The 23,269-nt window shown below is 63.6% G+C and carries 19 protein-coding genes and 3 tRNA genes; 15 read left to right on the top strand and 7 right to left on the bottom strand.

The window, feature by feature from the left end; translation table 11 throughout:
- Positions 1–56: 56 nt before the first annotated feature.
- Entirely contained in the window at positions 57–545 is a 489-nt protein-coding gene (locus tag DNK34_RS19930; protein ID WP_207390837.1) for a cupredoxin domain-containing protein, read from the top strand.
- A gap of 194 nt (positions 546–739) precedes the next feature.
- Here the strand turns inward: DNK34_RS19930 and DNK34_RS19935 are convergent, their stop codons facing one another.
- Positions 740–1,120, bottom strand: coding sequence for a glutaredoxin family protein (locus tag DNK34_RS19935; protein WP_131176829.1), 381 nt, complete (start codon positions 1,118–1,120; stop codon positions 740–742).
- Between the two features lie 133 nt (positions 1,121–1,253).
- Here DNK34_RS19935 and DNK34_RS19940 point away from each other — a divergent pair, with 133 nt between their 5' ends.
- Positions 1,254–1,499 (top strand): DUF3820 family protein, encoded by a 246-nt coding sequence (locus DNK34_RS19940; protein ID WP_131176828.1) that lies wholly within the window; start codon positions 1,254–1,256, stop codon positions 1,497–1,499.
- Between the two features lie 143 nt (positions 1,500–1,642).
- Here DNK34_RS19940 and DNK34_RS19945 read toward each other — a convergent pair whose 3' ends face one another.
- Positions 1,643–2,506, bottom strand: coding sequence for a universal stress protein (locus DNK34_RS19945; RefSeq protein ID WP_131176827.1), 864 nt, complete (start codon positions 2,504–2,506; stop codon positions 1,643–1,645).
- Positions 2,507–2,750: 244 nt separating this feature from the next.
- Here DNK34_RS19945 and DNK34_RS19950 point away from each other — a divergent pair, with 244 nt between their 5' ends.
- Positions 2,751–3,353 (top strand): MiaE family protein, encoded by a 603-nt coding sequence (locus tag DNK34_RS19950; RefSeq protein WP_131176893.1) that lies wholly within the window; start codon positions 2,751–2,753, stop codon positions 3,351–3,353.
- A 183-nt stretch (positions 3,354–3,536) separates the two neighbouring features.
- On the opposite strand, the gene lpxH is transcribed toward DNK34_RS19950, so the two are convergent.
- Positions 3,537–4,256 carry a UDP-2,3-diacylglucosamine diphosphatase gene (gene lpxH, locus DNK34_RS19955; protein WP_131176826.1) on the bottom strand — a complete coding sequence of 240 codons (720 nt, stop codon included), beginning with the start codon at positions 4,254–4,256 and terminating at the stop codon, positions 3,537–3,539.
- Positions 4,253–4,747 (bottom strand): peptidylprolyl isomerase, encoded by a 495-nt coding sequence (locus DNK34_RS19960; RefSeq protein WP_131176825.1) that lies wholly within the window; start codon positions 4,745–4,747, stop codon positions 4,253–4,255. The genes lpxH and DNK34_RS19960 overlap by 4 nt, the downstream gene beginning before the upstream one ends.
- Before the next feature lie 184 nt (positions 4,748–4,931).
- Here DNK34_RS19960 and DNK34_RS19965 point away from each other — a divergent pair, with 184 nt between their 5' ends.
- The 3 genes from DNK34_RS19965 (at position 4,932) to DNK34_RS19975 (ending at position 10,361) form a co-directional block, all read left to right on the top strand.
- On the top strand, positions 4,932–6,596 hold the full coding sequence (locus DNK34_RS19965) for a glutamine--tRNA ligase/YqeY domain fusion protein (RefSeq protein WP_131176824.1): 1,665 nt from the start codon (positions 4,932–4,934) through the stop codon (positions 6,594–6,596).
- A gap of 60 nt (positions 6,597–6,656) precedes the next feature.
- Positions 6,657–8,039 (top strand): cysteine--tRNA ligase, encoded by a 1,383-nt coding sequence (cysS, locus tag DNK34_RS19970; RefSeq protein ID WP_131176823.1) that lies wholly within the window; start codon positions 6,657–6,659, stop codon positions 8,037–8,039.
- A 363-nt stretch (positions 8,040–8,402) separates the two neighbouring features.
- Positions 8,403–10,361: a DEAD/DEAH box helicase gene (locus DNK34_RS19975; RefSeq protein ID WP_131176822.1), complete on the top strand. Its 1,959-nt coding sequence runs from the start codon at positions 8,403–8,405 to the stop codon at positions 10,359–10,361.
- Between the two features lie 401 nt (positions 10,362–10,762).
- Here DNK34_RS19975 and folD read toward each other — a convergent pair whose 3' ends face one another.
- On the bottom strand, positions 10,763–11,617 hold the full coding sequence (folD, locus tag DNK34_RS19980) for a bifunctional methylenetetrahydrofolate dehydrogenase/methenyltetrahydrofolate cyclohydrolase FolD (RefSeq protein WP_131176821.1): 855 nt from the start codon (positions 11,615–11,617) through the stop codon (positions 10,763–10,765).
- Between the two features lie 271 nt (positions 11,618–11,888).
- On the opposite strand from folD, the gene DNK34_RS19985 reads away from it, so the two are divergent.
- From DNK34_RS19985 to DNK34_RS20025, 9 genes are all read left to right on the top strand, one after another.
- Positions 11,889–11,965 (top strand) — tRNA-Arg (locus DNK34_RS19985).
- 34 nt (positions 11,966–11,999) lie between these two features.
- Positions 12,000–12,075 (top strand) — tRNA-His (locus tag DNK34_RS19990).
- A 56-nt stretch (positions 12,076–12,131) separates the two neighbouring features.
- Positions 12,132–12,216, top strand: a tRNA-Leu gene (locus DNK34_RS19995).
- A gap of 128 nt (positions 12,217–12,344) precedes the next feature.
- Positions 12,345–13,655: a trigger factor gene (gene tig / locus DNK34_RS20000; RefSeq protein ID WP_131176820.1), complete on the top strand. Its 1,311-nt coding sequence runs from the start codon at positions 12,345–12,347 to the stop codon at positions 13,653–13,655.
- A gap of 94 nt (positions 13,656–13,749) precedes the next feature.
- Positions 13,750–14,391, top strand: coding sequence for an ATP-dependent Clp endopeptidase proteolytic subunit ClpP (gene clpP / locus DNK34_RS20005; RefSeq protein WP_131176819.1), 642 nt, complete (start codon positions 13,750–13,752; stop codon positions 14,389–14,391).
- A gap of 108 nt (positions 14,392–14,499) precedes the next feature.
- On the top strand, positions 14,500–15,780 hold the full coding sequence (gene clpX, locus DNK34_RS20010) for an ATP-dependent Clp protease ATP-binding subunit ClpX (protein WP_131176818.1): 1,281 nt from the start codon (positions 14,500–14,502) through the stop codon (positions 15,778–15,780).
- 149 nt (positions 15,781–15,929) lie between these two features.
- Positions 15,930–18,326, top strand: a complete 2,397-nt coding sequence (gene lon / locus DNK34_RS20015) for an endopeptidase La (protein ID WP_131176817.1) — start codon at positions 15,930–15,932, stop codon at positions 18,324–18,326.
- A 135-nt stretch (positions 18,327–18,461) separates the two neighbouring features.
- Entirely contained in the window at positions 18,462–18,734 is a 273-nt protein-coding gene (hupB, locus tag DNK34_RS20020) for a nucleoid-associated protein HU-beta (RefSeq protein WP_003239952.1), read from the top strand.
- A gap of 219 nt (positions 18,735–18,953) precedes the next feature.
- On the top strand, positions 18,954–20,813 hold the full coding sequence (locus DNK34_RS20025; protein WP_131176816.1) for a SurA N-terminal domain-containing protein: 1,860 nt from the start codon (positions 18,954–18,956) through the stop codon (positions 20,811–20,813).
- A 158-nt stretch (positions 20,814–20,971) separates the two neighbouring features.
- Here the strand turns inward: DNK34_RS20025 and DNK34_RS20030 are convergent, their stop codons facing one another.
- Both DNK34_RS20030 and DNK34_RS20035 read right to left on the bottom strand, forming a co-directional pair.
- The gene (locus DNK34_RS20030; protein ID WP_131176815.1) at positions 20,972–22,585 is read right to left on the bottom strand and encodes an ABC transporter ATP-binding protein; all 1,614 of its coding nucleotides are present in this window, start codon (positions 22,583–22,585) and stop codon (positions 20,972–20,974) included.
- A gap of 1 nt (position 22,586) precedes the next feature.
- A partial coding sequence (locus tag DNK34_RS20035) for an ABC transporter permease (protein ID WP_131199530.1) occupies positions 22,587–23,269 on the bottom strand: 683 nt, incomplete at its 5' end.

Raw genomic sequence — 23,269 nt, forward strand, 5'->3', positions numbered from 1 at the left:
GCTGCGTGCCCGAGTACGCAGAACGACGATTTATCGAGGTGACAACGATGCACAAGATGACCGGCTTGATTGGCACACTGCTGCTGAGCGGCTTTATCCAGGCACCCATGGCGCTGGCCGCGGCGGATGGGCACGGCGGCCACCAGCATGGTTCGGCCAGCACCCAGCAGAAGCCCTGGGGCGTCCCTGGCGATGCCGCCAGGGCCGGGCGCACGGTGGAGATCCGCATGAACGACCAGATGCGCTTCGTCCCGGCCAGCCTGGAGGTGAAGCAGGGGGAAACCGTGCGCTTCGTCCTGCATAACGACGGTCAGCTGCTGCACGAATTCGTGCTGGGCGACAAGGCGCAGCTGGACGAACACGCGGCCATGATGCTCGAGCATCCGGACATGGCCCACGATGGGCTGGACATGCTGCACGTGCAGCCGGGCGAGCAGGGGGAGGTGGTGTGGACGTTCAACCGGGCCGGCGCGTTCGATTTCGCCTGCCTGATCGCCGGGCACTACCAGGCCGGGATGGTGGGAAAGATCGGCGTCGTCGAGTAACAGGCCGTTGAAAAACCACCTCGGCTTTGGCTTCCTGCGTCGCTCTACCTCCTGCATCCATGCAGTCGTGCGTTGCCATCGCGGCGTTAAAAACAGGCTGCCTCGCCAACGTTTTTCAACGGCCCGATAAATCGCGGCACGCTGCGGGTCGGCGTGCCGCCTGGCTCATCCACGGGGTGGTGGATGAGCCGTCTTCACTGCGCCTGGCTGGCGGCGAAACGCTGCTGCAGGTAAGCGGCGATGGCCTTGGACTCGTACAGCCAGGTGCTCTGGCCATTTTCCTCGATGCGCAGACAGGGGACCTGGATCTTGCCGCCCTGTTCGGCCAGGGCCTGGCGGTGCTGGGCATCGTTCCTGGCGTCGCGCAGGGCGACCGGCACGTTGAGCCGGTGCAGCGTGCGGCGGATCTTGACGCAGAACGGACAGGCCTTGAACTGGTACAGCGTCAGATGGCCGGCGGCCCGTTCGACCGCGGCCTGATCCTCGGCGGCGCGTTTCATGGGGGCCGGGCGGGTAGCGAGGTCGAGCCCTACGATCAGTTGGCCGAGGCCGAGTCTGAGAGCCTTGATAATCATCCTGGAAACACCTGTGAGCTGTGAACGGCGCGCGCAGCTTACCCGAGTTGCGCGCCACTGACCCGCTGGCCGGGCGAACGGCCGGACTTTTCGGCATAATCCGTCACTGCACAACGGCGATAGGGGCCCCGCGATGAAAGCCGAAGACCTGCAACTGCTGGTGACCCGGGAAATGCCTTTCGGCAAGTACAAGGGGCGGCTGATTGCCGACCTGCCGGGGCATTACCTGAACTGGTTCGCCCGCGAGGGCTTTCCCGCCGGGGAGCTCGGCCGCCTGCTGGCGTTGATGCAGGAGATCGACCACAACGGCCTGTCGTCCCTGCTCGAGCCACTGCGAACGAAACCCCGGGTCAGCTCCCGGGAGCGAGGCAGTCTGTAGGATGGGTGACAACCCATCGATAATTCCGGTGGGCTGCCACCCACGCGGCCCGATCCGTTCCAGGGTTCCACGGCCTTTTGCTCGACCGCACAGCGCTGGCAGCAAACCAGGGATCGTCTCCCTGGGGTGGGCACCGCGGCATATCAGCGCTGGCTGACCAGTTCCTCCAGGTGGCCGATGATGTCATCCGGTTTGAGCACCAGGATGTCGCTTTCCAGAGCGTCGAGAATCACCTCGGCGGTATTGCCGATCAGCGCCCCGGAAAAGCCCGTGCGCGCCACTGTGCCGACCACGGTGACCGAGGCGTGCAACTGCCGGGCGTAATGCGGAATCAGCACGTCCGCCGGCCCTTCGGCGATATGCAGGTGATCGTCGTCGATGTCGTAGGCCTGCTGGAAGGCGCGGCACTGTTCGCGGTAGCGCGCTTCGATGGTTTCGCGCAGCTGGAAGGTCGGGTCGGCCGCTGCCAGCATCGGTGACGGATGGGCGCTGATCACGTGCAGCGTGGCCTTGGCCAGGGCGGCGATGTCGTAGCCATGATCGATGATGCTGGTGTGCAGGGCGCGGTGTTCGCCATCGGCGTTGCCCACGTCGACGGCCGCCAGTACGGTGCCACCCGCCCAGGAGGCCTCGGTCTTGACCAGCAGCACCGGGCAGGGGCAGTAGCGCAGCAGCTTCCAGTCATCTGGCGTGAGCAGGGCCTTCTTCAGCGGGTTGTCGGGCTTGTGCTGCTTGACCACCAGGCCGCAGCCTTCGCTCTGCTGCGTGCTGATGATGGTCTGCTGCTCGCTTTCGTGCCAGGCCTGCTGGGCGCTGACGCTGTGGCCATCCTGCTCCAGGGCATCGCACAGGGTGCGCAGGTAAGCACTGTGATCATGCTTGTCGTCGCACACCAGCAAGTGCAGGTGCGACTGGGTGACGCCAGCGATCAGCTTGGCGCGCTTGAGGGCCAGGCCCTCGGCATGGTTGGGCTGGATGACCACAAGAATGCTGCGGATGGCTTGCATGAGCGTGTCCCCCTGACGATATACAACCAATATAGATGCCGGGGCTGTGGGAAGTTCTTGATCGGTATCAACGGTCGTGGCTGGTCGCCGCCGCCTCCAGCCGTATAATGCCGGGTCCGGCGCGAAGATCGGCGCTACCCCGTACTGTTCGTGAGTCCATGCCCGTGTCATCCCCAGTCGAAACCCTGTCGTTGCCCGCAAGTCCCGTCGAATGCCCTGCCTGCCCGGCTACCGGGGACGCCCGATGAACCTGCCGGAAATCCACGAGTTCCTCGGTTGCCGCACGCCGCCAGCCTGGGTGGACGCGGCCTTGGCCGATCAGGCCACCCTGCTGATCGACCACAAGAACTGCGAGTTCAAGGCCGCCAGCACGGCGCTCAGCCTGATGGCCAAGTACAGCTGCCATGTCGACCTGATCAACATGATGTCGCGCCTGGCCCGTGAGGAGCTGGTGCACCACGAACAGGTGCTGCGCCTCATGAAGCGTCGCAAGATCGGCCTGCGCCCGGTCTCGGCGGCCCGCTATGCCTCGGGGCTGCGCAAGGTGGTGCGCAACCACGAGCCGCACAAGCTGGTCGACACCCTGGTGGTCGGCGCCTTTATCGAGGCGCGCAGTTGCGAGCGCTTCGAGGCGCTGGTGCCGCATCTCGACGAGGAACTGGGCACGTTCTATTTCGGCTTGCTGAAAAGCGAGGCGCGGCACTTCCAGGGCTACCTGAAGCTGGCCTACCAGTATGGCGATGCGGCGGACGTCGAGCAGGCGATCGCGCGGGTGAGGGCGGTCGAGCAGGAACTGATCGAGTCGCCCGATACGGAGTTTCGCTTCCACAGCGGCGTGCCCATATAAAACGGCCGCTTGCGGCCTTCTGATGACCCTCTCCCTCGGGAGAGGGTGCCCGAAGGGCGGGAGAGGGTGGTTCAGCGCATGCCGTTGCCCTCTCCCCCAACCCCTCGGCTTGGGCATCCTGCGTTGCCCTACCTCCTGCATCCATGCAGTCGTCTCCCGCACACGGGAGAGGGGAGCAAAGCCCTACAGTTCGAACGGCGCCTGATTGAAGCCGTTTTCATCGATCTGCAAGGCCCAACCCTGTTTATCCCAGTCGCCCAGGACGATTCGGCGTGCCGCTTGGCCATCGATCTGCCATTCGTGGGTGGCAGGGCGGTGGGTGTGGCCGTGGATCAGGGTGCGTACGCCATGGGCGGCCATGACCCGGCGCACTTCAGCGGGGGTGACGTCGACGATGTCGCTGGCCTTCAGGCGCGTCTGCGCGCGGCTTTCGTTGCGCAGCTTGCGGGCCAGCCGGCGCCGGGTGGCCAGGGGCAGGTGGCGCAGGATGAACAGGCTCAGCGGGTTGCGCAGCCAGCGGCGCATTCTCATGTAGCCGACGTCCAGGGTGCAGAGGCTGTCGCCGTGCATCAGCAACACCTTCTCGCCGGCGAGCTGCACTTCGTGGGGATCGCCGAGCAGCGTGCAACCAGCCTCGCGGCAGAACGCCTTGCCCAGCAGGAAGTCGCGGTTGCCGTGCATCAGGTAGATGCGCGTGCCGTTGTCGCCGAGCTGGCGCAGGGCCTGGGCGATGGTGCGCTGGAAGGGGCTGATGGCATCGTCGCCGATCCACACTTCGAAGAAGTCGCCGAGGATGTACAGCGCCTCGGCCTGGCGTGCGCGGGTGGCGAGGAAATGCAAGAACGCCCGGCTGATGTCCGGGCGCTCCTCTTCAAGATGCAGGTCGGAGATCAGCAGGATCACTCAACGATCTCGGCACGCTCGATGATCACGTCTTCGCTGGGGACGTCCTGGTGGCCGGATTTCATGGTGGTGGCCACGCCCTTGATCGCCTCGACCACATCCAGGCCCTCGACCACTTCGCCGAACACCGCGTAACCCCAGCCCTGCACGGTCGGCGCGCTGTGGTCGAGGAAGGTGTTGTCGGCGACGTTGATGAAGAACTGCGCGGAGGCCGAGTGCGGCTCCATGGTGCGGGCCATGGCCACGGTGCCGGTCTTGTTGCTGAGGCCGTTGTTGGCTTCGTTCTTGATCGGTGCACGGGTGGGTTTCTGCTTCATGCCCGGCTCGAAACCGCCGCCCTGGATCATGAAATTGCCGATCACGCGGTGAAACACGGTGCCGTCGTAGTGGCCGGCCTGAACGTATTCCTTGAAGTTGGCGACGGTGGCGGGGGCCTTGTCTTTGAACAGCTTCAGGGTGATGACGCCGTGGTTGGTGTGCAGCTTGATCATGGGTTTAATCGCTCTGTCGGGAAAATCCCGGTGCTGCTGCAGCGCGTGTGATGCGCCATCGACGATGGGCAAAGGGCGAAGAGCAGGCACCAAGGCCTGTCAGGGGGTTGACAGCTTCGGCTATGATAAGCGCTTTGTTTTAGTCGGCCTACCTGCGCCGCGCACCTGCATGATCAAGGACACCATGAGCAAGCCAGAAACCACTGCCGCTTCGAACTTCCTGCGCCCCATCGTCCAGGCCGACCTGGATGCCGGCAAGCATGCGAAAATCATCACCCGCTTCCCGCCCGAGCCCAACGGTTACCTGCACATCGGCCACGCCAAGTCGATCTGCCTGAACTTCGGCCTGGCCAAGGAGTTCGGCGGTGACTGCCACCTGCGCTTCGACGACACCAACCCGGCCAAGGAAGATCAGGAATACATCGACGCGATCAAGGCCGATGTCGAGTGGCTGGGCTTCCAGTGGGCCGGCAAGGAGCGTTATGCCTCCGATTACTTCGACCAGTTGCACGCCTGGGCCGTCGAGCTGATCGAGGCCGGCAAGGCCTATGTCGACGATCTGTCCCCGGACGAAGCCCGCGAGTACCGCGGCACCCTCAACACGCCCGGCAGGGACAGCCCCTACCGCGAGCGCAGTGTCGAGGAGAACCTCGACCTGTTCGCCCGCATGAAGGCCGGCGAGTTCCCGGACGGCGCCCGCGCCCTGCGCGCCAAGATCGACATGGCGTCGCGCAACATGAACCTGCGCGACCCGATCCTCTACCGCATCCGCCACGCCCACCACCACCAGACCGGCGACACGTGGTGCATCTACCCCAGCTACGACTTCACCCATGGCCAGTCGGACGCCATCGAAGGCGTGACCCACTCCATCTGCACCCTGGAGTTCGAGGATCACCGTCCGCTGTACGAGTGGTTCCTGGCCAACCTGCCGGTGCCGGCGCAGCCGCGTCAGTACGAATTCGCCCGCCTCAACCTCAACTACACCATCACCAGCAAGCGCAAGCTCAAGCAACTGGTCGACGAGAAGCACGTCAATGGCTGGGACGACCCGCGCATGTCGACCCTCTCGGGCTACCGCCGCCGCGGCTACACCCCGGCGTCGATCCGCACCTTCTGCGACATGATCGGCGTCAACCGCGCCGGCGGCGTGGTCGACATCGGCATGCTGGAGTTCGCCATCCGCGAAGACCTCGATGCCAATGCGGCGCGCGCCATGTGCGTGCTCAAGCCGCTGAAGGTGACGATCACCAACTACCCCGAGGGCCAGGTCGAAACGCTCGAACTGGCGCGCCATCCCAAGCAGGACATGGGCGTCCGCCAGTTGCCGTTCGCCCGCGAGATCTACATCGACGCCAGCGACTTCGAGGAAGTGCCGCCGGCCGGCTACAAGCGCCTGATCCCCGGTGGCGAAGTGCGCCTGCGCGGCAGCTACGTGATCCGCGCCGACGAGGCGATCAAGGATGCTGACGGCAACATCGTCGAGCTGCGCTGCAGCTACGACGAGAACACCCTGGGCAAGAACCCGGAAGGGCGCAAGGTCAAGGGCGTGATCCACTGGGTGCCGGCCGCGGCCAGCGTCGAGTGCGAAGTGCGTCTCTACGACCGCCTGTTCCGTTCGGCCAACCCGGAGAAGGACGAGGAGGGCGGCAGCTTCCTCGACAACATCAATCCCGAGTCGCTGGTGGTGCTCAGCGGCTGTCGTGCCGAGCCGTCCCTGGCCCTGGCCGGGCCCGAGGATCGCTTCCAGTTCGAGCGCGAGGGCTACTTCTGCGTCGACGCCAAGGACAGCAAGCCCGGCGCCCTGGTGTTCAACCGTACGGTGACCCTGCGCGACTCCTGGAGCTGAGGCTCCACCCCCGTTTTACGCGGGCCGCGCGGTGGCCCGTTGTTTCTCCAAGGAATCCCGATGCTCTCGATCTACAACACGCTGACCAAAAGCAAGGACGTATTCAAACCGCTGGTGGATAACCAGGTGCGCATGTACGTGTGCGGCATGACGGTCTACGACTTCTGCCATATCGGTCATGCGCGGGTGATGGTGGCGTTCGACGTGGTCAGCCGCTGGCTGCGCCACCGCGGCTATGACGTGACCTACGTGCGCAACATCACCGACATCGACGACAAGATCATTCGCCGCGCCAACGACAACGGCGAACCCTTCGAGGCGCTGGTCGAGCGCATGATCGCCGCCATGCACGAAGACGAGGCGCGCCTCGGCGTGCTGCGTCCGGATCAGGAGCCGCGCGCCACCGAGCATATCGCCGGCATGCACGCCATGATCCAGACCCTGATCGACAAGGGCTACGCCTATGCGCCGGGCAATGGCGACGTGTATTACCGGGTCGGCAGGTTCAAAGGCTACGGCAAGCTGTCGCGCAAGAAGATCGAAGACCTGAAGATCGGCGCGCGTATCGAAGTCGACGAGGCCAAGGAGGACCCGCTGGATTTCGTCCTCTGGAAAGGCGTCAAGCCGGGCGAGCCTAGCTGGGCGTCGCCCTGGGGCGCGGGCCGTCCGGGCTGGCACATCGAGTGCTCGGTGATGTCCACCTGCTGCCTGGGCGAAACCTTCGACATCCACGGCGGCGGGCCGGACCTGGTGTTCCCGCACCACGAGAACGAGATCGCCCAGAGCGAGGCGGCCACCGGCAAGCCGTACGCCAACGCCTGGATGCACGCCGGCGCCGTGCGCGTGGACGGCGAGAAGATGTCCAAGAGCCTGGGCAACTTCTTCACCATTCGCGAGGTGCTGGAAAAATATGCGCCGGAAGTGGTGCGCTACCTGCTGGTGTCCAGTCACTACCGCAGCCCGATCAACTACTCCGAGGACAGCCTGCGCGAGGCCAGGGGTGCCCTCGAGCGCTTCTACAACGCCCTCAAGGGCCTGCCCGCGATAGCGCCTGCCGGTGGCGAGGCGTTCGTCGAGCGCTTCACCGCGGCCATGGATGACGACTTCAACTCGCCGGAAGCCTGCGCGGTGCTGTTCGAGCTGGCGCGGGAGATCAACCGCCTGCGCGACAGCGATCCCCAGGCGGCGGCAGGGCTGGCCGCACGGCTGAAGGTGCTGGGCGGCCTGCTCGGCGTGCTGCAACTGGAGCCGGATGCCTTCCTGCAGGGCGGCGCGGCCGGCAAGGTCGACGCCGCCGCGGTGGACGCGCTGATCGCCGCGCGCCTGCAGGCCCGTGCCGAGAAGAACTGGGTCGAATCCGACCGTATCCGCGATCAGCTCGGCGCCATGGGCGTGGTGCTCGAGGATGGCAAGGGCGGCACCACCTGGCGCCTGGCCGAGTAATCCGCTGTCGTCACGAAACGGCTGCTGGCCAGATAGGCATCGTTCCCGATGTCGGTGCTCGGTCAGCTTTCGTGGGAGGGGGTTCGGCCGCGAAAAAGCTCGCCGCTGAAGCGCCTCCCGCGCGGCTGCCGGCAGTCCTCGCCAGGCCGCCAGCCATGGCCCTGTCGCGGCCTGCGCCCGAATCTCTTATCAGACATCAGGTAACCCATTGATTTTTAGGCATGTAAAAAATGCAGGAAGGGCGGGCCGCGTAGGATGGGTGGCAACCCATCGGCAATTGATGGGTTGCCACCCATCCTACGGCCTGTTTGCTGCGCGGCAGCGCTGCGGCGAAGACGCGGAGACGGCTCCTACGGAATCCCCATGCTGACGCGCTACAAACTGCTGCTCTCCACCACGCTGGCCCGCTATTTCCCGCGCACGACGGCTTATCTGGAAGCGGAAAGACAGGCTGCCGCCGAACGCCTGAAATCCGCTGCCAAAGCCAAGGGCAAGCCTGTGCCCGGAAAGAAGGCGGCACCTGCAAAGCGCGCGGGTAAGGGCGCCAAGGGAGGGCCTGCGCCAAAAAAGCCCGTTAGGCGCTCGAGCGCCGGCATCTACTCGGCTGCAGCCATGAAGGTCGCCGTTGCCCAGGAGCAGGCCATGCGTGACGCCGTCGCACGAGCCGTGGCCGCAGGCGTGGTTGGCGCGCCTTCCAACGAGCAGTGGGCGATGATTCTGGGGCGGCAGCCGCTGACGCGAATTTTCGCCGGGGCCGGTTCGGGCAAGTCGACGACCCTCGTGCTGCGTGTGGTGTTCATGCTCTGCCACCTGAATATCGAACCTGGGCGACTGACGGTGATCTCCTTCACCAATGCCTCCTGCGCCGAACTGCGTGAGCGCTTGTTGAAGGTGCTGGCATTCTGGCAGTCGTCCGTCGACGAGCGCGCGGTGCAGCAATGCGTGCGCACCTTTCACTCGGCCATGGGCCTGCTGGCACGTCAGGCGCTGGGCAATCCGGGCTGGTTCGAGCAGTTGGGTGACAAGCGGGCCTCGTCCGGCGAGCCGGACAATCCGCTGGCCGGCGGGCGCCTGGGCGCCGCGCAAAGTCGCCTGCTGAAAGAGGTGTACCAGGCTTGTTACGCCGACGATCGAGCATTTCGCGCCCAGGTGCACGAACTGCTCGGCATGCCTGCAGCGGATGAGCGGAAGTCGCTGGCAAAGGCTCCCATGCAGCCATTCAGGCTGGACGGCGAGTTGCACGCGGCGCCACTGTTCGAAGTGTTTTACGGCCAGGCCGGCTTTATCGAAAGCATCGGCATAGGTATCGACCGGTTGACGGTGGATGCGCTGTCCTGCGGTGCTCAGGAGCGCCTTTTTCTCCAGGCGTTGCAGGCATTCTGGCGGGCATTGCAGCAGAGGCTTGGCGAGCAGGGTCTGATGACCTTCAACGGTGCCTTTCAGCAACTGACGCGGATGCTCGACGAAGGCGACGGGCCCATCTATGCGCTGGCGGGTTTTTCCCACCTGTTGATCGACGAGTTCCAGGATGTCTCGCCGCAGATCGTGCAGTGGCTGCAGGCCGTGCACCGGCGCCTGGTGCGGGCCGGCGAGGCGGTGAGCCTGATGGCCATTGGCGACGACTGGCAATCCATCTATGGCTGGCGCGGCAGCTCGCCGGAGCTGTTCATGGCCTTTGATCGGCATTTTCCGAGCAAAGGCAAGGGCAAGAGCGCGCTGCTGATGCTGCAGGCCAACTACCGATCCATCGAGCCGGTGATCCGTGATGCCGAGGCGCTGCTGCGCGAGGTGGCCTGCAAGCAGGAGAAAACCACGCAGGCGATCAGGACGGTGCCCGCGGGCGGGCATGGTGTGCGGCTGATCACGCCTTTCGATGCGGTCCGGCAAATGCCTGAATTGCTGCGCGAGGTTGTTGCCCAGTGCGAGTATGCCCGTGCCATGGGCTCCACGGAGCGCACGGCCGTGTTGCTGCTCGGCCGGCGCAACGAGACGCTGCGGCAGATACAGTCCCAGCTCGAGCGGCAATTGCCGGTCAAGGCTTACACCATCCACCGCGCCAAGGGGCTGCAGGCCGAAGTGGCGATCATCGTCGATGACTGCCTGCCGCCTGCCTCCCATCCATTGCGCAACGCCCTGTACGCCCACTGCGGTTTTTTCAGCAACAGCTACGACCAGGCGATGGCGGACGAGAGCCTGCGCCTGGGGTACGTGGCGATCACCCGCGGCGTCAGTCGCGTGTTCTGGTATGCGCGCAGGCCCCAAGGAGCGGCGGGCCTGCTGGCGGGGCGCCTACAGGAGAGCGGCAAACCGCCACCCATGTAGGAGCGTCGCCCCCGGCGCGATGCGCTTGCGGCCATCCCGCAAAATCCGTGGTGCGACCGCTATTCGCTGCGAGGTCGCAGCTCCCACAGAAAATCGCGGCAACCACCGCTCGTGTAGGAGCGTCGCCCTCGGCGCGATACGCTTGCGGCCATCCCGCAAAATCCGTGGTGCGACCGCTATTCGCTGCGAGGTCGCAGCTCCCACAGAAAATCGCGGCAAACCACCGCTCGTGTAGGAGCGTCGCCCTCGGCGCGATACGCTTGCGGCCATCCCGCAAAATCCGTGGTGCGACCGCTATTCGCTGCGAGGTCGCAGCTCCTACAGGGCCTGGGCCAATCGCTGTCTTGCAGGCCAATGCCCAACTGACCGGCATTACCCGTTCGTCAGGCGCGCGACGCCGCTCAGTCGTGCAGGTGCTCGGCGGCGTGCAGGGTGTTCTCCAGCAGGCAGGCGCGGGTCATCGGGCCTACGCCGCCGGGAACCGGGGTGATCCAGCCGGCACGGGGCAGGGCGGTTTCGTAGACCACGTCGCCGATCAGCTTGCCGTCGGCCTGGCGATTGATGCCGACGTCGATGACGATGGCGCCTTCCTTGATCCACTCGCCCTTGACCAGGCCGGGCTTCCCGGCGGCGACCACGACGATGTCGGCCTGGCCGACGTGGCTGGCCAGATCCCTGGTGAAGCGGTGGGTCACGGTGACGGTGCAGCCGCCCAGCAGCAGCTCCATGGCCATGGGCCGGCCGACGATGTTCGAGGCGCCCACCACCACGGCGTGCAGGCCATACAGGTCCACGCCGGTGCTGTGCAGCAGGGCCATGATGCCTTTGGGCGTGCAGGGGCGCAGCAACGGCATGCGTTGCGCCAGGCGCCCGATGTTATAGGGGTGGAAGCCGTCCACGTCCTTGTCCGGGCGAATGCGCTCGAGCAGCAGCGACGAGTCGAGATGTTCGGGCAGCGGCAGTTGCACCAGGATGCCGTCGATGCTCGGGTCGTCGTTGAGCGAGTCGATCAGCGCCAGCAGGTCATCCTGGCGGGTGTCGGCATCCAGGTCATAGGCGTGGGAGACGAAGCCCACTTCTTCGCAATCCTTGCGCTTGTGCGCGACATAGACCTGAGAGGCCGGATCGCTGCCGACCAGGATCACCGCCAGGCCCGGCGCACGCAGCCCTTGCTGGCGTCGTTGCTCGACACGCTGGGCGATCTGCTGGCGGATGTCGGCGGCAATCGCCTTGCCGTCTATCAGTTGTGCGGTCATTGCGCTTGGTTAACCATCGAAAGGGAATGAAAAAGGACGCGCATTCTCGCATGGCGTCGCAGTGCGGCAAAGGCGCGGGCCGGCGAATTTCCTGTAACCCCTTTATCTCGCTGAACTTTTTTTGATTTTGCTGTTGACGACATAGGGGCACCTCTATAACATGCGCCCCGCTTGTCGAGCACAGCCAGTCGCTGGGTAAGACGGCAAAGGCCGGAGCCGAAAGGCGATGGCCGAAGCCGAAAGCTTTAAGTCTGCGCTTGCAGATGGATAGGCGCCCGTAGCTCAGCTGGATAGAGCATCCGCCTTCTAAGCGGATGGTCGCAGGTTCGAGTCCTGCCGGGCGTGCCATTTGGCAGTCTTGGCACAAGCAACGTGCAATATGGTGGGCGTAGCTCAGTTGGTAGAGCACAGGATTGTGGCTCCTGGTGTCGAGGGTTCGATCCCCTTCGTCCACCCCATATTCCAAAGCGCCAGGCCCTCGGGCCTGGCGTTTTTGTTTGTAAAGCCTTGCCACGCGGACGTGGTGGAATTGGTAGACACACTGGATTTAGGTTCCAGCGCCGCAAGGCGTGAGAGTTCGAGTCTCTCCGTCCGCACCATCTTTTAGTGCCCTCCCGTTTGCCGCCTGCATCTAGGGTGACTTCTGTAAATCGACCCTCTAGAATGCATGCCCTTGATTAGGGGCCGGTAAACGGCCGGCTTACTGTCTGTGCAACGAGGAATATTCATGCAAGTTTCTGTTGAAAGCACTTCTGCTCTTGAGCGCCGTATGACCGTTGGTGTTTCCGTCGAGCGCATCGAGACCGAAGTCAACAAGCGTCTGCAGCAGACTGCCCGTCGCGCCAAGGTCCCGGGTTTCCGTCCTGGCAAGGTACCGATGAGCGTCATTCGTCAGCGTTATGAAGAAGCTGCGCGCCAGGAAGCGCTGGGCGAACTGATCCAGGCGACCTTCTACGAGGCCGTCGTCGAGCAGAAGCTCAATCCCGTCGGTTCTCCGTCGGTCGAGCCCAAGGCTTTCGAAAAGGGCCAGGATCTCGAATACGTCGCCACCTTCGAAGTGTTCCCCGAGTTCCAGATCGGCGGTCTGGACGGCATCGAGGTCGAGCGCCTGCAGGCTGAAGTGGCCGATTCCGACCTGGACAACATGCTGGATATCCTGCGCAAGCAGAACACCCGTTTCGAAGCGGTCGAGCGTGCCGCCGAGAAGGATGACCAGTTGAACATCGACTTCGTCGGCAAGATCGACGGCGAGGCCTTCGCCGGCGGTTCCGCCAAGGGCACCCAGTTGGTGATTGGTTCGGGCCGCATGATCCCGGGCTTCGAAGACGCCCTGATCGGTGCCAAGGCCGGCGAGGAGCGGGTCATCACCCCGACCTTCCCCGAGGACTATCAGAACCTCGAGCTGGCCGGCAAGACCGCTGAATTCACCGTTACCGTGAACAGCGTTGCCGCGCCGCAGCTGCCGGAGCTGAACGACGAGTTCTTCGCCCTGTTCGGCATCAAGGACGGCGGCCTGGAAGGCTTCCGCGCCGAAGTGCGCAAGAACATGGAGCGCGAACTGCGCCAGGCGATCAAATCCAAGGTCAAGAACCAGGTGATGGACGGCCTGCTGGCGGCCAACCCGGTCGAGGTGCCGAAGGCGCTGATCGCTAACGAAGTCGACCGTCTGCGTGCGCAGGCCGTCCAGCAGTTCGGTGGCAACATCAAGCCTGACCAACTGCCGGCCGAACTGTTCGAAGAGCAGGCCAAGCGCCGCGTTTCCCTCGGCCTGATCGTCGCCGAGGTGGTCAAGCAGTTCGAACTCAAGCCCGACGACGCCCGCGTCCGTGAACTGATCCAGGAAATGGCCTCGGCCTACCAGGAGCCGGAGCAGGTCGTGGCCTGGTACTACAAAAACGACCAGCAGATGAACGAAGTGCGTTCGGTTGTGCTGGAAGAGCAAGTTGTAGATACTGTTTTGCAGAAGGCCAAAGTGACTGACAAATCGGTCTCTTACGAAGAAGCTGTCAAGCCGCTAGAAGCTCCGCAAGCCGCCTGATTTCTTTACCTCGTTCGAGAACACCATAAGCCAGCCTCAGTGCTGGCTTATGCGTATTCGAGACATGACTTTTATTAGGGAGCGAGTGCAAGAAATGTCGCACAATCCTTTCATGCAGCAAATGTCCGATATCCAGGCCGCCGGCGGCCTGGTTCCCATGGTGATCGAGCAGTCCGCCCGTGGCGAGCGCGCCTACGACATCTATTCGCGCCTGTTGAAGGAGCGGGTGATCTTCATGATCGGCCAGGTCGAAGACTACATGGCCAACCTGATCTGCGCCCAGTTGCTGTTCCTCGAGGCGGAAAACCCCGACAAGGACATCCACCTGTACATCAACTCGCCGGGTGGCTCGGTCACTGCCGGCATGTCGATCTACGACACCATGCAGTTCATCAAGCCCGACGTGTCGACCACCTGCATCGGCCAGGCCTGCAGCATGGGCGCGCTGTTGCTGGCCGGCGGCGCCGCTGGCAAGCGCTACTGCCTGCCGCACTCGCGCATGATGATCCACCAGCCGCTGGGCGGCTTCCAGGGCCAGGCCTCGGACATCGAGATCCACGCCAAGGAAATTCTCTTCATCCGCGAGCGCCTGAATCAGGTTCTGGCCAATCACACCGGTCAGCCGATCGACGTGATTGCCCGCGATACCGACCGCGATCGCTTCATGAGCGGCGAAGAAGCCGTCAATTACGGCCTCATCGACCAGGTACACAGCCGGCGTCAGCAGGTTGGCTGAAGGTGAGTGGCGGCGGCCGACGATTGTCGGTCCGCTGCGCATCGGGCTTGAAAATGCCCGGGTTTGCCTCCATCTTGTGTTTTAAGCCTACGGTATTGGATTGATCGAATGACTGACACCCGCAACGGCGAGGACAACGGCAAGTTGCTTTATTGCTCCTTCTGCGGCAAAAGCCAGCATGAAGTGCGCAAATTGATTGCCGGACCCTCGGTCTTTATCTGCGACGAGTGCGTCGACCTGTGCAACGACATCATCCGCGAGGAGGTGCAGGAGGCACAGGCCGAGAGCAGCGCGCACAAATTGCCGGCTCCGAAGGAGATCAGCACCATCCTCGATCAGTACGTGATCGGCCAGGAGCGTGCGAAGAAGGTCTTGTCGGTCGCGGTCTACAACCACTACAAGCGCCTCAATCAGCGCGAGAAGAAGGATGACGTCGAGCTCGGCAAGAGCAACATCCTGCTGATCGGGCCGACCGGCTCGGGCAAGACCCTGCTGGCCGAAACCCTGGCGCGTCTGCTCAACGTTCCGTTCACCATCGCCGATGCCACCACCCTGACCGAAGCCGGTTATGTGGGCGAGGATGTCGAGAACATCATCCAGAAGCTGTTGCAGAAGTGCGATTACGATGTCGAGAAGGCCCAGATGGGCATCGTCTATATCGACGAGATCGACAAGATCTCGCGCAAATCGGACAACCCGTCGATCACCCGCGACGTGTCCGGCGAGGGCGTGCAGCAGGCCCTGCTGAAACTGATCGAGGGCACCGTGGCCTCGGTTCCGCCCCAGGGCGGGCGCAAGCATCCGCAGCAGGAGTTCCTGCAGGTCGACACGCGCAACATCCTGTTCATCTGCGGCGGGGCGTTCTCCGGCCTGGAAAAGGTCATCCAGGGCCGTTCCACCCGCGGCGGCATCGGTTTCAACGCCGAGGTGCGCAGCAAGCAGGAAGGCAAGAAGATCGGCGAGTCGCTGCGTGAAGTCGAACCGGACGATCTGGTCAAGTTCGGCCTCATCCCCGAGTTCGTCGGTCGTCTGCCGGTCATCGCCACCCTCGACGAGCTGGACGAGGCGGCGCTGGTGCAGATTCTCACCGAGCCGAAGAACGCGCTGACCAAGCAGTACGGCAAGCTGTTCGAAATGGAAGGCGTCGACCTGGAGTTCAGGCCCGATGCGCTGAAATCCGTGGCCCTCAAGGCGCTGGAGCGCAAGACCGGTGCCCGTGGCCTGCGTTCGATTCTCGAAGGTATCCTGCTCGATACCATGTACGAGATTCCTTCGCAGTCCGACGTCAGCAAGGTGGTCATCGACGAAAGCGTCATCGAGGGGACCTCCAAGCCGCTGCTGATCTACGAAAACAGCGAGCCGCCGGCCAAGGCCGCACCCGACGCCTGAGGCGTTTGTCACATGTTGAAAGCAAGGGCCCCCATGGGGCCCTTTGCTTATGCCGACACGGTGCTTGTTTTTTCTCGGGCCTACCCCCATCTTAGGGTCAAGGGTACTCCCACCGTTTACGGCCGTATGGCCGCCGTAGAGCCAAAATCATGAAGACAACCATCGAATTGCCTCTCCTGCCTTTGCGCGATGTCGTGGTCTATCCGCACATGGTCATCCCGCTGTTCGTGGGCCGCGAAAAATCCATAGAAGCGCTGGAAGCGGCGATGACCGGGGAAAAGCAGATCCTGCTGCTGGCCCAGAAGAATCCCGCCGACGATGATCCGAGTGAGGAGGGGCTTTACCGTGTGGGCACGGTGGCCACCGTGCTGCAACTGCTGAAACTGCCGGACGGTACGGTCAAGGTGCTGGTCGAGGGCGAGCAGCGCGGCGAGATCGAGCAGTTCATCGAGGCCGATGGCTACAGCCGTGCCGAGGTTCAACTGCTCGACGAGGTGGATGCGCCCGAACGCGAGTCTGAAGTGTTCACCCGCAGCCTGCTCAGCCAGTTCGAGCAATACGTGCAGTTGGGCAAGAAGGTGCCGGCCGAGGTGCTCTCTTCGCTCAACAGCATCGATGAGCCGAGCCGTCTGGTCGACACCATGGCCGCGCACATGGCCCTGAAGATCGAGCAGAAGCAGGAAATCCTCGAGATCATCGATCTGCCGTCGCGGGTCGAGCACGTTCTGGCGCTGCTGGATGCCGAGATCGACCTGCTCCAGGTCGAGAAGCGCATCCGTGGCCGGGTGAAGAAGCAGATGGAGCGCAGCCAGCGCGAGTACTACCTGAATGAGCAGATGAAGGCCATTCAGAAGGAACTCGGCGACAGCGAGGAAGGGCACAACGAGCTCGACGAGCTGAAGCGGCGTATCGAGAACGCCGGGCTGACCAAGGAAGCCCATGGCAAGGCCCAGGCCGAGCTGAACAAGCTCAAGCAGATGTCGCCGATGTCCGCCGAGGCCACCGTGGTGCGCTCCTACATCGACTGGCTGGTGAATGTGCCGTGGAAGGCGCAGACCAAGGTGCGCCTGGACCTGGCGCGTGCCGAGACCATCCTCGATGCCGACCATTACGGCCTCGACGAGGTCAAGGAACGCATCCTCGAATACCTCGCCGTGCAGAAGCGGGTGAAGAAGATCCGGGGCCCGGTACTCTGCCTGGTGGGGCCGCCCGGGGTGGGCAAGACCTCCCTGGCCGAGTCCATCGCCAGCGCCACCAACCGCAAGTTCGTGCGCATGGCCCTGGGTGGCGTGCGTGACGAGGCGGAAATCCGCGGTCATCGGCGTACCTACATCGGCTCGATGCCGGGTCGCCTGATCCAGAAGATGACCAAGGTCGGTGTGCGCAACCCGCTGTTCCTGCTCGACGAGATCGACAAGATGGGGCAGGACATGCGCGGCGACCCCGCCTCGGCGCTGCTCGAAGTGCTCGATCCCGAGCAGAACCACAATTTCAACGACCATTATCTGGAAGTCGATTACGACCTGTCCGACGTGATGTTCCTGTGCACGGCCAACTCCATGAACATTCCGGCAGCCCTGCTGGATCGCATGGAGGTGATCCGTCTGCCGGGCTACACCGAGGACGAGAAGGTCAACATCGCCATCAAGTACCTGGCACCCAAGCAGATTCAGGCCAATGGCCTGAAGAAGGGCGAACTGGCGTTCGACGAATCGGCGATCCGCGACATGATCCGCTACTACACCCGCGAAGCCGGTGTGCGCAGCCTCGAACGGCAGATCGCCAAGGTCTGCCGCAAGGCGGTCAAGGAGCACGCCAAGGAGAAGCGCTTCCAGGTCGTGGTCAACGCCGATTCCCTGGAGCACTTCCTGGGCGTGCGCAAGCATCGCTACGGACTGGCCGAGCAGCAGGATCAGATCGGGCAGGTCACGGGGCTGGCTTGGACCCAGGTCGGCGGCGAGTTGCTGACCATCGAGGCCGCCGTCGTTCCCGGCAAGGGCCAGTTGATCAAGACCGGTTCCCTGGGCGATGTGATGCTCGAATCGATCACCGCGGCGCAGACCGTCGTGCGCAGCCGGGCGAAGAGCCTGGGCGTGCCTGTGGACTTCTACGAGAAGCGCGACATCCATATCCATATGCCGGAAGGGGCCACGCCCAAAGATGGCCCCAGCGCGGGCGTAGGCATGTGCACGGCCCTGGTTTCGGCCCTGACCCAGATTCCGGTGCGCGCCGACGTGGCGATGACCGGGGAAATCACCCTGCGCGGACAGGTTCTGGCGATTGGCGGGCTCAAGGAAAAACTGCTGGCGGCACACCGGGGTGGAATCAAAACCGTGATCATTCCGCAGGAGAATGTTCGCGACCTGAAGGAGATTCCCGAGAACATTAAGCAGAACTTGCAGATTAAACCGGTTAAATGGATTGACGAGGTCCTGCAAATTGCGCTGCAATACGCTCCGGAGCCCTTGCCCGATGCGGCTCCGGAGTTGGTTGCAAAGGATGAAAAACGCGAGTCTGATTCCAAGGAGCGAATCAGCACGCATTAGCCGGGCGGCTTCCTTGACACCATTTTAGAGCCCTTGTTATAAAGCGGCTCTTACCGTGTCGGCAGGCAATCCAGCACCGATTCGCTTTACACTAAAATCAAGAAACAAACTCAACAGAAATTAAGGGGACTTAGAGTGAACAAGTCGGAACTGATCGATGCCATCGCTGCATCTGCTGATATCCCGAAAGCTGTTGCTGGCCGCGCGCTGGACGCAGTGATTGAATCCGTCACTGGCGCTCTGAAGGCTGGTGACTCCGTCGTACTGGTTGGTTTCGGTACTTTCGCCGTTAAAGAGCGTGCTGCACGCACTGGCCGTAACCCGCAGACCGGCAAGCCGATCAGCATCGCTGCTGCCAAGATCCCTGGTTTCAAAGCTGGTAAAGCGCTGAAAGACGCCGTCAACTAAGCGTCTCCGGGCCTTTGCCCGCCGGGTCGGTTCATCCCGGCTCGGTTGCGGGGCGATGGCACAAGACCTCAGGGTCTGCCACGCCGGGGATTGTAGAATCGAGTCCCGATCCGCTCCGCACGTTACGAGAAGGCGCATCCTCGGATGCGCCTTTCTTCTATCCGGATTTTACCCACGCTGCGCGGCCGTCATTCGTTCATGGCCGTTCTGGGGGAAACAATGCTGCAGAATATCAGGGACAATTCACAAGGTTGGATTGCCAAAACCATCATCGGCCTGATCATCGCCCTGTTGGCGCTGACCGGGGTCGAGGCCATCTTCACCGGTGGTGGCAACACGCAGAATGCCGCCAAGGTGAATGGCGAGGCGATCAGCCAGAACGAACTCAATCAGGCGGTCGAGATGCAGCGCCGTCAGCTGTTGCAGCAGCTCGGCCAGGATTTCGATGCCTCGCTGCTGGACGAGAACCTGCTGCGCCAGTCCGCCCTCAAGGGGCTGATCGAGCGCTCCCTGTTGATGCAGGGCGCCGCGGACGCCAAATTCGCCTTTTCCCAGCCCGCGCTGGATCAGGTCATCGTACAGACGCCGGAGTTCCAGGTGGATGGCCGCTTCAATGCCGAGCGTTTCGACCAGGTCATTCGCCAGCTCGGTTACACGCGCATGCAGTTCCGGCAGATGCTCGAACAGGAAATGCTGATTGGCCAGCTGCGCGCCGGCCTGGCGGGCAGTGGCTTCGTCACCGATGAAGAGGTCGACGCCTTCGCCCGTCTGGAGAAGCAGACCCGCGACTTCGCCACCCGTACCCTGAAGGTCGACAGCTCGTCGGTTCAGGTCAGCGATGATGACATCAAGGCCTACTACGACGCGCAGATGGCTCAGTTCATGAGCCCCGAGCAGGTCGTGCTCGAGTATGTCGAGCTGAAGAAGGAGGCTTTCTTCTCCCAGGTCGAGGTCAGCGAAGAGGAACTGAAGAACGCCTACGAGGCCGAGATCGCCAACCTGGCCGAACAGCGTCAGGCGGCGCATATCCTCATCGAAGTCGGCGGCGACCTCAGCGACGACCAGGCCAAGGCCAGGATCGAAGAGGTGCAGAAGCGCCTGCAGCAGGGCGAGGACTTCGCCACCCTGGCCAAGGAATTCTCCCAGGACCCGGGTTCCGCCGAAGAGGGCGGCGACCTCGGTTATGCCGGCAAGGGCGTTTACGACCCTGCTTTCGAGGACGCGCTCTATGCGCTCAAGGAAAACCAAGTCTCGGCGCCGGTGCGCAGCGAGTTCGGCTGGCACCTGATCAAACTGCTCGGCGTACAGGCACCGGAAGTGCCGAGCTTCGCCAGCCTGAAGGAAAAACTGGAACGCGATCTGAAGAGTCAGCGCGTCGAGCAGCGCTTCGTCGAAGCCACCAAGCAGCTCGAAGATGCCGCCTTCGAATCCTCCGACCTGGCGCAGCCGGCTCAGGAACTGGGCCTCGAGGTACAGACCAGCCCGGCGTTCGGCCGCGATGGCGGTGCAGGGCTGGCGAGCAACCGCCAGGTATTGCAGGCCGCGTTCAGCCAGGAGGTGCTCGAGGATGGCAGCAACAGCGGCGCCATCGAACTGGACCCGAGCACCCTGGTGGTGATCCGCGTCAAGGAACACCGCAAGCCCGAGCAACTGAGCCTGGAACAGGTAGCCGACAGCATCCGCGAGCAACTGACCCAGAGCCGTGCCAGCGAGGCGGCGAAAGCGGCTGGCGAAGCGCTGATCAGCGAGCTGCGCGATGGCAAGGCGCAGTCAGAGGGCGAGGACTGGCAGGTCGTGGAAGCGGCCACGCGCAATCAGGATGGTGTCGATCCCGCCGTGCTGCAGACGCTGTTCCGTATGCCCAAGCCGGTCGAGGGCACACCAGAGTTCGCGGGCGTGACCCTGAGCAATGGTGATTTCGTGGCCATTCGTCTGAATGGTGTCAGCGAGCCCGAAGGGGCTGTGGCGGAGGACGAGAAGGCCATGTATCGCCGTTTCCTCGCTTCGCGCAGCGGTCAGCAGGACTTCGCCGCCTTCCGCAGGCAACTGGAAAGCAAGGCGGATATCGAGCGCTTCTAGGCCCGATGGCCGATCATGCGAACGCCCCGACTCGTCGGGGCGTTCGTGTTTTTGCCGTCAAGAAAAGGGATAGCTCTGCGCTATGCCTGGTCGGGGTCGTATCGCCCGAGCAAGAGCACCCTGCCCCGTAGCAGTCGATACGGGGCAGGGCGGCATGCTCAGGCGCGGCTGGCTGGCGCGAGGAAGGCGGCTTCCAGCAGTTGTTGCGTATAAGGATGCTGAGGGGCGCGGAAGATCTCATCGGCGGCGCCTTGCTCGACCACCTGGCCCTGTTTGACCACCATCAGTTGATGGCTGATGGTCTTGACCACGGCCAGGTCATGGCTGATGAACAGGTAGCTCAGGTTGTACTTGGCCTGCAGCGAGCGCAGCAACTCGACTACCTGACGCTGCACGGTGCGATCCAGGGCCGAGGTCGGTTCGTCGAGCAGTATCAGCGCCGGCTTCAGCACCAGGGCGCGGGCAATGGCGATACGCTGGCGCTGGCCGCCGGAGAATTCGTGGGGGTAGCGATGCCGGGTTTCCGGGTCGAGCCCCACTTCCTGCAGGGCGGCGATGATCGCCTGTTCCTGCTCGGCCTCGCTGCCCATGCCATGAATGCGCAGCCCCTCGCCGACGATCATGCCGACTGACATGCGCGGGCTGAGACTGCCGAACGGGTCCTGGAACACCACCTGCATCTGCCGCCTGAGCGGGCGCACCTGTTTCTGCGACAGGCCATCCAAGGCCTGGCCCTGGAAGCGTATGCCGCCCTGGCTGCCGAGCAGGCGCAGGATCGCCAGCCCCAGGGTCGATTTGCCGGAGCCGCTTTCGCCGACGATGCCCAGGGTCTGGCCCTGGCGCAGGCTGAAATTGATCCCGTCCACCGCTTTCACGTGGTCGACGGTACGGCGCAACAGGCCTTTCTTGATCGGGAACCAGACCCGCAAGTCGTCGACTTCGAGGATGGTCGCCGCAGCGGCCGCCGGCACCGGCTCGCCACTCGGCTCGGCGCCCAGCAGTTCCTGGGTGTAAGGGTGCTGCGGGGAGTGGAACAGCGTTTCGCAGGGCGCCTGCTCGACCAGGCTGCCGTGCTGCATGACGCAGACCCGATGGGCGATGCGGCGTACCAGGTTGAGGTCATGGCTGATGATCAGCATGGCCATGCCCAGGCGTGCCTGCAGGTCCTTGAGCAGTTCGAGAATCTTCAGCTGGACGGTGACGTCCAGGGCCGTGGTCGGCTCGTCGGCGATCAGCAGTTCCGGCTCGTTGGCCAGGGCCATGGCGATCATCACGCGCTGCCGTTGCCCGCCGGACAGCTCATGGGGGAAGGCCTTGAGGCGCTTTTGCGGCTCGGGAATGCCGACCAGTTCGAGCAGCTCGAGGGTGCGCCGGGTCGCGGCCTTGCCGGTGAGGCCCTTATGCAGCGCCAGCACCTCGTTGATCTGTTTCTCGATGCTGTGCAGCGGGTTGAGCGAGGTCATCGGCTCCTGGAAGACCATGGCGATGCGGTTGCCGCGGATGGCGCGCAGTTTCTTCTCGCCGAGGGTCAGCAGGTCCTCGCCGGCGTAGTGGATGCTGCCGCTGGGATGCTGCGCCAGCGGGTAGGGCAGCAGGCGCAGGATGGAATGGGCGGTGACCGATTTGCCGGAGCCGCTTTCGCCGACCAGGGCCAGGGTTTCGCCGCGACGGATATCGAAGCTGACGTTTTCCACCACGCGCTGCCGGCTGTCGCCGGTGACGAACTCCACCGCGAGGTCGCGGACTTCGACGAGGTTGTGCGAATCGGTCATCTTATTTCCTCGGGTCGAAGGCATCGCGAGCCGCTTCGCCGATAAATACCAGCAGGCTCAACATGATCGCCAGCACGGCGAAGGCGCTGATGCCCAGCCAGGGCGCCTGCAGGTTGGATTTGCCCTGCGCCACCAGTTCGCCCAGCGAGGGCGCGCCAGGGGGCAGGCCGAAGCCGAGGAAGTCCAGGGCGGTGAGGGTGCCGATGGCGCCGGTGAGAATGAAGGGCATGAAGGTCATGGTCGAGACCATGGCGTTGGGCAGGATGTGGCGGAACATGATCGCGCCGTTCTGCATGCCCAGCGCCCGGGCCGCGCGCACGTATTCCAGGTTGCGTCCACGCAGGAACTCGGCGCGCACCACATCGACCAGGCTCATCCAGGAGAACAGCAGCATGAGGCCCAGCAGCCACCAGAAGTTCGGCTGCACGAAGCTGGCCAGGATGATCAGCAGATAGAGCACCGGCAGGCCGGACCATATTTCCAGGAAGCGCTGCCCGGCCAGGTCCACCCAGCCGCCGTAGAAGCCTTGCACGGCGCCGGCGGCGACGCCGATAACCGAACTGAGCACGGTGAGGATGAGGGCGAACAGCACGGAAATGCGGAAGCCGTAGATGACCCGCGCGAGCACGTCGCGGCCCTGGTCGTCGGTGCCCAGCCAGTTGTCCGCCGAGGGTGGGGCGGGGG

The sequence above is a fragment of the Phytopseudomonas dryadis genome (assembly GCF_004327355.1).
Lineage (GTDB): Bacteria > Pseudomonadota > Gammaproteobacteria > Pseudomonadales > Pseudomonadaceae > Aquipseudomonas > Aquipseudomonas dryadis.

What these genes read in the sequence shown, in the direction of transcription:
- DNK34_RS19930 (WP_207390837.1), top strand. Translation starts at nt 57, where the DNA reads ATGACCGGCTTGATTGGCACACTGCTGCTGAGCGGCTTTATCCAGGCA.
- DNK34_RS19935 (WP_131176829.1), bottom strand. Translation starts at nt 1,120, where the DNA reads ATGATTATCAAGGCTCTCAGACTCGGCCTCGGCCAACTGATCGTAGGG.
- DNK34_RS19940 (WP_131176828.1), top strand. Translation starts at nt 1,254, where the DNA reads ATGAAAGCCGAAGACCTGCAACTGCTGGTGACCCGGGAAATGCCTTTC.
- DNK34_RS19945 (WP_131176827.1), bottom strand. Translation starts at nt 2,506, where the DNA reads ATGCAAGCCATCCGCAGCATTCTTGTGGTCATCCAGCCCAACCATGCC.
- DNK34_RS19950 (WP_131176893.1), top strand. Translation starts at nt 2,751, where the DNA reads ATGAACCTGCCGGAAATCCACGAGTTCCTCGGTTGCCGCACGCCGCCA.
- DNK34_RS19960 (WP_131176825.1), bottom strand. Translation starts at nt 4,747, where the DNA reads ATGATCAAGCTGCACACCAACCACGGCGTCATCACCCTGAAGCTGTTC.
- DNK34_RS19965 (WP_131176824.1), top strand. Translation starts at nt 4,932, where the DNA reads ATGAGCAAGCCAGAAACCACTGCCGCTTCGAACTTCCTGCGCCCCATC.
- cysS (WP_131176823.1), top strand. Translation starts at nt 6,657, where the DNA reads ATGCTCTCGATCTACAACACGCTGACCAAAAGCAAGGACGTATTCAAA.
- DNK34_RS19975 (WP_131176822.1), top strand. Translation starts at nt 8,403, where the DNA reads ATGCTGACGCGCTACAAACTGCTGCTCTCCACCACGCTGGCCCGCTAT.
- folD (WP_131176821.1), bottom strand. Translation starts at nt 11,617, where the DNA reads ATGACCGCACAACTGATAGACGGCAAGGCGATTGCCGCCGACATCCGC.
- tig (WP_131176820.1), top strand. Translation starts at nt 12,345, where the DNA reads ATGCAAGTTTCTGTTGAAAGCACTTCTGCTCTTGAGCGCCGTATGACC.
- clpP (WP_131176819.1), top strand. Translation starts at nt 13,750, where the DNA reads ATGTCGCACAATCCTTTCATGCAGCAAATGTCCGATATCCAGGCCGCC.
- clpX (WP_131176818.1), top strand. Translation starts at nt 14,500, where the DNA reads ATGACTGACACCCGCAACGGCGAGGACAACGGCAAGTTGCTTTATTGC.
- lon (WP_131176817.1), top strand. Translation starts at nt 15,930, where the DNA reads ATGAAGACAACCATCGAATTGCCTCTCCTGCCTTTGCGCGATGTCGTG.
- DNK34_RS20025 (WP_131176816.1), top strand. Translation starts at nt 18,954, where the DNA reads ATGCTGCAGAATATCAGGGACAATTCACAAGGTTGGATTGCCAAAACC.
- DNK34_RS20030 (WP_131176815.1), bottom strand. Translation starts at nt 22,585, where the DNA reads ATGACCGATTCGCACAACCTCGTCGAAGTCCGCGACCTCGCGGTGGAG.